Source organism: Clostridium arbusti SL206, from assembly GCF_000246895.1.
In the GTDB taxonomy this organism is placed as follows: Bacteria; Bacillota; Clostridia; order Clostridiales; family Clostridiaceae; genus Clostridium_I; species Clostridium_I arbusti.
Map to the genome: position 1 here is coordinate 106,475 of NZ_BAEV01000001.1, position 9,405 is coordinate 115,879.

Consider the following 9,405-nt stretch of genomic DNA (forward strand, 5'->3'; position numbering starts at 1 on the left):
TACATCATAAACAAAATTCTTCGATTCAGATAAAGTCTTTACTCCATCTGAAACCTAGAAGTCATTATCTATAGACCTTTCACTGTTATCTTCTTTCTACTGAAGTATTACAGTGGTTAGTTATTAGATAAAAATTAATTATGGAGGAAACTATAAATGATAGAAGTAAAAAATCTTAGTAAAATCTATAAAATGGGTAAAGAGAAAGTCTATGCATTAGATAATGTTTCTTTAAATATAAATGATGGAGAATTTGCTGCTATTGTGGGTCCATCAGGCTCTGGTAAATCTACTTTAATGAATATTTTGGGATGTCTTGATGTACCTTCTGAAGGAAGCTATATATTAGATGGAAAACCAGTTGAAAGTTTAAATGATGACCAACTTGCTGAAATAAGAAATGAAAAAATAGGGTTTATATTTCAAAAATATAATCTTCTAACGAAATTAAATGTTTATGAAAATGTAGAAATACCATTAATTTACTTAGGATTAAATGGAGCTGAAAGAAAGAAAAGAATATTGGATGCATTAGATCAAGTAGGTCTATCCAATCGTATTCATCACAAGCCATCTGAACTTTCCGGCGGACAACAGCAAAGGGTATCTATAGCTCGAGCTCTAGCCACTAACCCCTCAGTAATAATGGCAGATGAACCTACTGGAGCATTAGATAGTAAAACTGGTAAAGAAGTCCTTATCTTATTGCAGGAACTTCACAAAACAGGTAGAACAATTGTACTAATAACTCATGACCTGTCCATTGCTGAAAAGGCAGAAAGAAGAGTACAAATAAAAGATGGCATTATAATTTCTGATGATAGGGGGAATATTAAATGAAAATATATCAACTGTTTAAGATGTCCATAAAATCCATCATCGGTAACAAGATAAGATCTCTTCTTACAATGCTTGGAATAATTATTGGTATAGCCTCTGTTATTATTCTAGTTGCTATGGGTCAAGGAACTACTAAACAAGTCCAAGACTCAATACAAAGTATGGGTACTAATCTTATAACTGTCAACATTGTAGGAAATAGAAATGAAAATATTACAACCAAAGAATTGGAACAACTGAAAACTAAACCTGGTATAACAGATATTTCTCCAACACTAACCCAAAATGTGAATATTGAAGGTAACGGCAAAACTGCAAGCACCTCTGCTCAGGCTGTAGAAAGTAATTTTGAAAAAATTCGAAATATGTCGATTCAGGATGGAAGATTTATAAATCAATCGGATTTAGATAATAGATATTATTCTGTTGTAGTTGGAACAGATGTTGCTACTGAGCTCTTCAACAGCACAAATGTTGTAGGTGAATCACTAAGTATAAATGGTGTAAACTTTACTATAGTAGGTGTTTTAGCATCTATGGGAACAACCTCTATGGGCTCATCAGATGATACAGTATTGATTCCTCTTACAACAGCTCAAAGACTTTTGAAGACAACACAAGTAAAAACCTTCTACGTTCAAGCATCAAATTCTAGTACTGTAGATACTGCCATGTCTTATCTACAGATTTTCTTAGATAAAAAATATAATTTACCAATAAGTTCAACTACCTCAGATACGAATAAGTATTTTAGGGTAATGAATGAAACTAGCTTACTTCAAACTGCTACTTCAACGCAACAAAGCATGACTAATATGCTTTCTGGTATAGCAGCTATTTCGCTAGTCGTTGGTGGTATTGGCATAATGAATATAATGCTTGTATCAGTTATGGAACGTACACGAGAGATTGGTATAAGGAAAGCACTTGGAGCTAAAAGGAAAGCAATACTTTTACAATTTCTTATTGAAGCAGTATTTGTAAGTGGTATAGGCGGTATAATAGGAGTACTAATTGGTATTGGCGGTAGTGAATTGTTACAAACTTATAACCATACTGCAATACAATTATCAGCATCCGTTATATTAGCAGCTTTCGCATTTTCAGTAACTGTAGGTGTTGTATTTGGTCTATACCCTGCAAACAAAGCATCAAAATTAAATCCAATAGATGCACTAAGTTATGAGTAGATTAAAATAAGTATATCCTATACAAATAAGAATAAAGAGCGGTCTCAAAAATAATGAATACTCATTTAATTTAAGAATAGCTTCATTTAATTACTATAAATCATATTTTTAGTAGTAAAATGGTTAATGATCTGTCTCACAATACATAGATATGCATTATGAGACAGATCATTAACTTTTAATTAGTAAATCTTATTAGTAAATCTTTCAAATAAATTATACTTTGTCGCAGTATTCTAAGCTTTTATTATCAGACATTATATTCATCAGTAATTTGTACTAGATGCAGCTGCTCCAATTAAAGCTCCACAAGCCGCTAAAAATAATACGAACAAAGCAACCGATATAATTCCAAGCACTAACCCTGCAGTAGCCATACCGGTACCATTAAGCTCACCATTAGAATTTTTAATTTTATTTTTACCTATAACGGCAAAAACAATTGCTAACACCGCCAATATTATTCCCAAAAAATTAATTCCCGGAATAAAATCAAAAACCACACTTATTATACCTAGAATCATACTTGCCACAGAAAAATTATCATTTTTAACCAAAGCGATTCTCACTCCTCTAAAAATATTATTATAATGACATATATTCTACTATTATATCTTTCACACTTAAAACAAGGTTTTTTTATTATGTTTAAGTATTTTATTTATTTTTTCATTAGTTTCTCCGCACGCTTTATCTCATCTGGTGCTAGATCATCAGGTACCTCTCCTATACTATTACCAAGAATAAATCTAGCACATTTTTCATAATTTGCATTACAAAATCTATTCTTATATTTAGTAATATCATCCTTAAGTCTCTCATCTGAATTATTAATAAATGGACACACCTCCAAATTAGGACAAGACATAAGTAATTCCCCCAAACAAAAACTTATCCCTACAATTATATGAGTTTAATCTCAATATTTATTCTGAATTTGTAAAACTAAATCTTTAGATTTTCTTTATTGTTTCTTACTCTTTGCTTTATTTTAATGTTTTAAATTGTGTTTATAACATTATTAATAGATTAAGTTAAGGTATTAAAATAAAAAATTATCCCTTAAATATATTTCTTTTATTTATAAAGTGTCTGTTATAATTACTGCTTACTAACGCCCATTGACATAAATTAGTACTTATATTAATATTATCTTATCATAATCAAATATTGAGTATTCTTATCAAGAGAGGTGGAGGGACTGGCCCTATGAAACCCAACAACCGACATTTTTGATGTAGCGGTGTTAATTCCTGCAGAGTCATTCTGTTCTGAAAGATAGGAAAATAGTATATAACTTTTAAAGTTTAAAAAGACTGTTTTTCTAAAAGAAAAGCAGTCTTTTATTATGAAAATTAAATTTTAATTAATAAGATTATATTAGTAATATATTAATTTTGTAGAACTACTGATAAGATAATATGTTTTAGAAAGGCAGTGCTTTTTATGAAAATAAAAAATATGTATAATAAAGAAACGCCCTTAATTTCTTTTGAAATTTTTCCACCTAAAAAAGAGACTAATATAGAGAGCATTTATAATACAATAGATGTATTATCTGGATTAAATCCTGATTTTATAAGTGTAACCTATGGAGCTGGTGGCTCCAATGATAGCAGTAAAACTACAAAAATTGCTTCAATTATTAAAAATAAATATAATATAGAAGCACTTGCTCACTTAACTTGTATTACTTCAACTAAAGATGATATAGAGAACACTTTAAATACTTTTAAAAAAAATAATATAAATAATATTCTGGCTCTTAGAGGAGACCTTCCTTCTAACTTTTCTAAATCAAATAAACTTGAATATGGATATGCCAGTGATCTTATAGCTCATATTAAAAACAACCAAGATTTTTCTATTGGTGCAGCATGTTATCCCGAAGGTCACATAGACTGTAAAAGTCTCCATACAGATTTACTAAATCTTAGACATAAAGTAAATGTTGGTGCTGAATTTTTAATTACTCAATTATTCTTTGATAATGAATACTTCTATAAGTTTAAGGAAAATTTACAGGAACTTAAAATAACCGTTCCTGTATCTATAGGCATAATGCCTGTAATTAATAAAAACCAGGTCTTAAGAATAACATCACTATGTGGCACTACTTTACCCGACAAGTTTAAAAGGATGATAAATAAATATGAAAATAATCCAGAAGCTTTAAAAGAAGCCGGTATTGCCTATGCAACAGAGCAAATAATAGATCTTATTTCTTATGGCACTGATGGAATCCATTTATATACTATGAATAAACCAGAAATAGCCCAAAAAATACTATCAAACATATCCTATATAAGAAATACAAATAAAATATCTTAGAATATATATTTCCTGGAAGCAAACTACTGGAACTTCTATGAGTTCCAGTAGTTTGCTTCCAAAGTTTCCTACAGTACCCTACTCTATACAGGCTTGAAATCTTCTTGAACGAGAAGTTACTGTAAGATATTATTATCTACTCAAATACTCTATTAGTTCTCTTCTAAGCCAATCTAACGTAGATGCAACAGCTCTATCTCTAACCTTCTGTCTATTACCTGCTAGATTTAATTTTTTAGTCTTTATCACTCCATTTATGTAAAGTCCAACATAAACAAGTCCAACTGGTTTTTCAACAGTACCTCCATCAGGACCTGCTATTCCAGTAGTAGAAACTCCTATATTAGTACCTGCAGCTTTTGCCATTCCCTCTGCCATTTCAGCTGCACACTGCCTACTAACAGCACCAAACTTATTCAAGGTATCTTCTTTAACTTTTAGTCTTGCCATTTTTGCAGCATTACTATAGGTTACGGCTCCTTCAATAAATACAGAAGATATTCCTGGGTAATTAATCAATTGTCCTGATAAAAGTCCCCCTGTACAAGATTCTGCCATAGATATGGTAAGCTTATTATCTATAAGTAATTTTGCAACCACTTCTTCTATAGTTTGATTCTCTATTCCATATACATTTATATCTCCTAATTTATCTCTTATTTCTTTTTCAACTGGCTCAATTAATTTATAGGCTGTCTCTTCATCATTAGCCTTGGCAGTAAGTCTCAATATAACCTCGTTATCCTTTGCATAAGGTGCAACTGTAGGATTCAATTGTCTATCTATTATATAACCTATTATATTATCAACACTACTTTCACCTATGCCCGTTATCCTTAAAACTTTAGATATAAGTGTTCCCTCTTGGAATTTCTTTAAATATGGGATTACACCTTCATTCAGCATTGGTATCATCTCTTTAGGTGGTCCTGGTAATAGTACTGCTATTTTATTATTTTCTTCAATAATACATCCTGGAGCAGTACCATTATGATTTTCCATAATAATGCATCCTTCTGGGAAGTATGCCTGTTTTTTATTATTCTCACTTAGCTCTCTATTTATCTTCTTAAAGAATTTTATAATTTCTTCCAAAGACTTATTATCTAAAATTAATTTTTTATTAAAGTATTCTGCTGCTATTTCCTTTGTTAAATCATCTTTTGTTGGTCCAAGTCCTCCAGTTGTTATTACAATATCTGCTCTACTAAGAGCAAAATTATATGCCGCCTTTAATCTTTCTGGATTATCACCAACTACTGTTTCATAATAAACATTGATGCCTAAATTAGCTAACTCTCTAGAAATATATTGAGCATTTGTATTAACTATATCTCCTAAAAGTATTTCAGTTCCAACTGATAGAATTTCAGCTTTCATTATCTTTCACCCCATCTTTTAAGCTATACCTTTTAATATTCAAAAGTTTATATATAATTATATCATAAATGTATATACAATATTCTATATAAGGCATATGAAAATAAATAGTAAGTCAAAGATGCGACGGATATTTTCAAGTCTACACGGAAACAGGTTCTGAGGATAGTGAGCTATCTGATGGTTCTGCTGACGTAGTAGGATTCAAAATAGACTAGCATACTGACTAGTTATTTATTTGAATATGCCTAAAGACTTTGTTTAATATATTATATATAAATCAACTGAGTTACTCTTCTATATAATCTAGATTTCTCTTAGTAAACCTATATTTATTTCTGTACAATCTTAGTATTTAAATATTTCAATGGGTCTACAGCAGTTCCATTTAATCTAACCTCAAAATGTATATGTGGTCCTGTGCTTCTACCAGTACTTCCTACCTTTCCTATTTCATTTCCAGTATTAACTTTTTCGCCCTTATTTACTTCAATCTTGCTACAGTGACCATATAGTGTTTCTAGACCATTAGGATGCTTTAGTATTATCACATTTCCATAACCTTCTTGTACTCCTACAAACTCCACTTCACCGCTCATAGCAGCTGCTATTTTAGTCCCCATAGGAACAGCTATATCTAATCCTTTATGCATTCCTGCCTCAATCGTTCCATTATTAAGAGTTACCTTCCTGTATCCGAAAAAAGAACTTATTCTACCATTAGCCGGTAATGTAAGAAGTGCTGCTTGTTCATTATTAGTAGCAACAGTATTATTGGAATTGGCAGCTACTTCACCCTTACTAACATTATTTCCTTTAGCATATGATACTTCATTCTTTTTGTTATTATCTATATTATTATTCTTATATACTGTATTTTCCTTAGCTTCCCTTGGTATCATACTTTTGCTTTTAACTGAAATTTTAGTTACTTTGGTGCTCATTCCCGCTTTACTACTATCCTTTGATTTATTATTGATTGATTTAGAATCTTCTTCTTTTTTATTAGAAGTTTTATTTTCATACCTTATTTTCTTCATACTAATATTTTTTCCATACAAAATATTAGTTACTTTGCTTACTTGATTTCCGAAAATATCGGTAGTATTTTCCATAGCCATAACCCTACAATAACTAAATATACAAAAGCTAACAGTTGAGATTATAATTATTAATCCCTTTGTAGTTCTATGCTTATTTATTAAATTCAAATTTATCGCTCCTCTCGCATTATGATATTATTGACATATTCTCTACAAAATATAATAAATAAACATATTTTCTTTAAAGTTTAAAAGAATGGATACTTGTATAATTTCCTGATTTTTAATCAATAATGGCTATAATTATTAAAAACTTTATTATTGCTTTTAATCAAATATTATAATATGATTGGTTTGTTAACATAATTTTTATCTTATAAATATTAAATTTAATTCAATATTTTGTTATAATAAATATAAATGTTACTATATATTGTATAATTAATTTTGAAAGGCGATGGTATTGTGAGTACTTTTATGTTCAAAAACAAAGTAAATAACTATACGCCTATAAGCAATGTGTTTATAGATAAGTACATGCCTAGAGCAAGAGGTGAGTATGTAAAAGTATATCTTTTAGGAATAAAATATTGTATATCTGGAGAACCGGGTGTAAGTTCTGCCATGTTTGCTTCAACTCTCCATCTTCTTGAAACAGATTTAATGAATGCATGGAATTACTGGAATGATGAAGGTGCAATAAAACTTATACCTATAGATAATTTAGGGAATTTTAATATAGATTTCTTAGATTTAGATGAACCTGCTTCAGATAAAAATGAAAATATAGATTTATTAAAAGAACTAAATAACAACTCAACTAAGGATATGCTTCAGGACATTGAAAATCTTGTTGGCAGACCCCTTTCAACTAAAGAAATGAAAATGTATATTAGTTGGATAAATGACTTTAATTTTCCTCCTGAATTAATTCTGTTGTTAATTGAATACTGTACATCCAAAGGTAAAACCGATTATAGATATATAGAGAGAATTGCTATATCTTGGCATGATGATAAAATTAATAGCATAGAGAATGCTCAAACCTATATAAAAAAGCATGAGGATAAATGGATAAAAATAAGAAAAATTTTATCTTATTTAGGTATTAAAGATGCTGATATTATGAAACCTCAGCAACAAATGTTAGAAAAGTGGATAAATTCCTATAATTTCCCTTTAGATATTATATATAGAGCTTGTGATATTACCTTTTCTAGAATAAATAAAGCAGATTTTAAATATATGGATGCCATTTTAACTAATTGGTTTAAAGGTGGTATAAAGACTATTCAAGATATAGATACTAAGGATTTCAAGAAGACTAAATTTAAAAAATCATCTTCAAACTCAGGCCCTAAAACTAATTTTAACAATTATGAACAAAGATCATATGATTATGATGAACTTGAAAAGAAATTATTAGGATGGGATAAAAATGATTAAGGGATACAAGGAAGAAATATCTAAAATATATTCTCGTATAAGAGAATATGAAGATTCAGCACTAAAAAAAAGAAAACTAGAGATTTCGGAAAAAATTCCAGAAGTTTCAAATATAGAAAGAAAGATAGCTAAATTTTGTATAGATCTTTCTGTTCTATCCTTTAAAGATGTAGATAATAGAGAACAATATTTAAAAGATTTAAGAGAAAAAATTACAGATCTTAGAGTAAAAAAATCCGAACTTCTTGTAAGTAATGGATATCCTATAGATTATGTTTCTCGTAATTATAAATGTACTAAATGTAAAGATACAGGCTATATAGGATCTAAACAATGTACTTGTTATAGACAAAAACTTGTTAAGTTATACTATAAAAATTCTCATTTAGATATTATATTAAAGAATAATAATTTTGAGCACTTTAACATAAATTACTATTCATCTAGCAGAACTGGAGAAGAACCAAAGAGTCCTAGAAGGAATATAGAAGAGAAAATAATCCCAGATGTTATGGATTATATAAAAAACTTTTCATCTGTAAATACAAATCTATTATTCTATGGTAACTCTGGTACTGGGAAAACATTTTTATCAAATTGTATTGCTAAAGATTTATTGGATAAAGGATTTCTAGTAATTTATAGAACTGCTGATGACCTTATCCATGATCTGAAACAAATTAAATTTGAAAATAATTCTACTCTTGAGGATTTATTATTAAATTGTGATCTACTCATATTAGATGACCTCGGAACAGAACAGATAACAGATTTTTCTTCATCTGAATTCTTTAATTTTCTTAACAAAAAATTATTAATGAATAAAAAAATGCTTATTTCTTCTAATTACTCTTTAGAAAAACTATCTAAAACATATTCAGAGAGAATTACTTCAAGACTATTTGGTAACTTCAAACTTTTTAAATTTTATGGAGAAGACATAAGAGTAAAGATCAATTTTTCAAGACAAAAGTAAATTGAAATATATAATATTTAACTATATAATTCAATCTTATTTTATCTGTAATAAAATACTTATGGTCTATTCTACAGCTCCCATTTTACTTTATATATTGGTTAATAAGCAAAATGAGGTCTTTTTATATTGATATATTAATTTCTTAATATATCAATATAAATTAAATTAATTCTATTATAAAAATGGTTGATTGAAT

9 protein-coding genes and 1 riboswitch are annotated in these 9,405 nt (G+C 28.9%); of the genes, 5 read left to right on the top strand and 4 right to left on the bottom strand.

Annotation, left to right across the window (positions count from 1 at the left end):
• The first annotated feature begins 156 nt into the window (after nucleotides 1–156).
• Nucleotides 157–840, top strand: a complete 684-nt coding sequence (locus tag RH99_RS00505; RefSeq protein WP_010232956.1) for an ABC transporter ATP-binding protein — start codon at nucleotides 157–159, stop codon at nucleotides 838–840.
• On the top strand, nucleotides 837–2,030 hold the full coding sequence (locus RH99_RS00510; RefSeq protein WP_010232958.1) for an ABC transporter permease: 1,194 nt from the start codon (nucleotides 837–839) through the stop codon (nucleotides 2,028–2,030). Before RH99_RS00505 ends, RH99_RS00510 begins: the two co-directional genes overlap by 4 nt.
• Before the next feature lie 266 nt (nucleotides 2,031–2,296).
• Here the strand turns inward: RH99_RS00510 and RH99_RS00515 are convergent, their stop codons facing one another.
• Both RH99_RS00515 and RH99_RS00520 read right to left on the bottom strand, forming a co-directional pair.
• Nucleotides 2,297–2,587 carry a DUF4190 domain-containing protein gene (locus RH99_RS00515; RefSeq protein WP_010232959.1) on the bottom strand — a complete coding sequence of 97 codons (291 nt, stop codon included), beginning with the start codon at nucleotides 2,585–2,587 and terminating at the stop codon, nucleotides 2,297–2,299.
• Nucleotides 2,588–2,691: 104 nt separating this feature from the next.
• Nucleotides 2,692–2,898, bottom strand: a complete 207-nt coding sequence (locus RH99_RS00520; protein WP_010232960.1) for a hypothetical protein — start codon at nucleotides 2,896–2,898, stop codon at nucleotides 2,692–2,694.
• Nucleotides 2,899–3,207: 309 nt separating this feature from the next.
• A riboswitch (SAM riboswitch) is annotated at nucleotides 3,208–3,315 on the top strand.
• A 161-nt stretch (nucleotides 3,316–3,476) separates the two neighbouring features.
• Between RH99_RS00520 and metF the strand changes: the two genes are divergently transcribed.
• On the top strand, nucleotides 3,477–4,361 hold the full coding sequence (metF, locus tag RH99_RS00525; protein ID WP_010232961.1) for a methylenetetrahydrofolate reductase [NAD(P)H]: 885 nt from the start codon (nucleotides 3,477–3,479) through the stop codon (nucleotides 4,359–4,361).
• 132 nt (nucleotides 4,362–4,493) lie between these two features.
• Here the strand turns inward: metF and RH99_RS00530 are convergent, their stop codons facing one another.
• Both RH99_RS00530 and RH99_RS00535 read right to left on the bottom strand, forming a co-directional pair.
• On the bottom strand, nucleotides 4,494–5,741 hold the full coding sequence (locus RH99_RS00530; RefSeq protein ID WP_010232962.1) for a competence/damage-inducible protein A: 1,248 nt from the start codon (nucleotides 5,739–5,741) through the stop codon (nucleotides 4,494–4,496).
• A 332-nt stretch (nucleotides 5,742–6,073) separates the two neighbouring features.
• Nucleotides 6,074–6,952: a M23 family metallopeptidase gene (locus RH99_RS00535; RefSeq protein WP_010232963.1), complete on the bottom strand. Its 879-nt coding sequence runs from the start codon at nucleotides 6,950–6,952 to the stop codon at nucleotides 6,074–6,076.
• A 297-nt stretch (nucleotides 6,953–7,249) separates the two neighbouring features.
• Between RH99_RS00535 and RH99_RS00540 the strand changes: the two genes are divergently transcribed.
• Together RH99_RS00540 and RH99_RS00545 are read left to right on the top strand one after the other, a co-directional pair.
• Nucleotides 7,250–8,230, top strand: a complete 981-nt coding sequence (locus RH99_RS00540; protein ID WP_010232964.1) for a DnaD domain-containing protein — start codon at nucleotides 7,250–7,252, stop codon at nucleotides 8,228–8,230.
• Nucleotides 8,223–9,206 (top strand): ATP-binding protein, encoded by a 984-nt coding sequence (locus tag RH99_RS00545; protein WP_010232965.1) that lies wholly within the window; start codon nucleotides 8,223–8,225, stop codon nucleotides 9,204–9,206. Before RH99_RS00540 ends, RH99_RS00545 begins: the two co-directional genes overlap by 8 nt.
• Nucleotides 9,207–9,405: the final 199 nt, after the last annotated feature.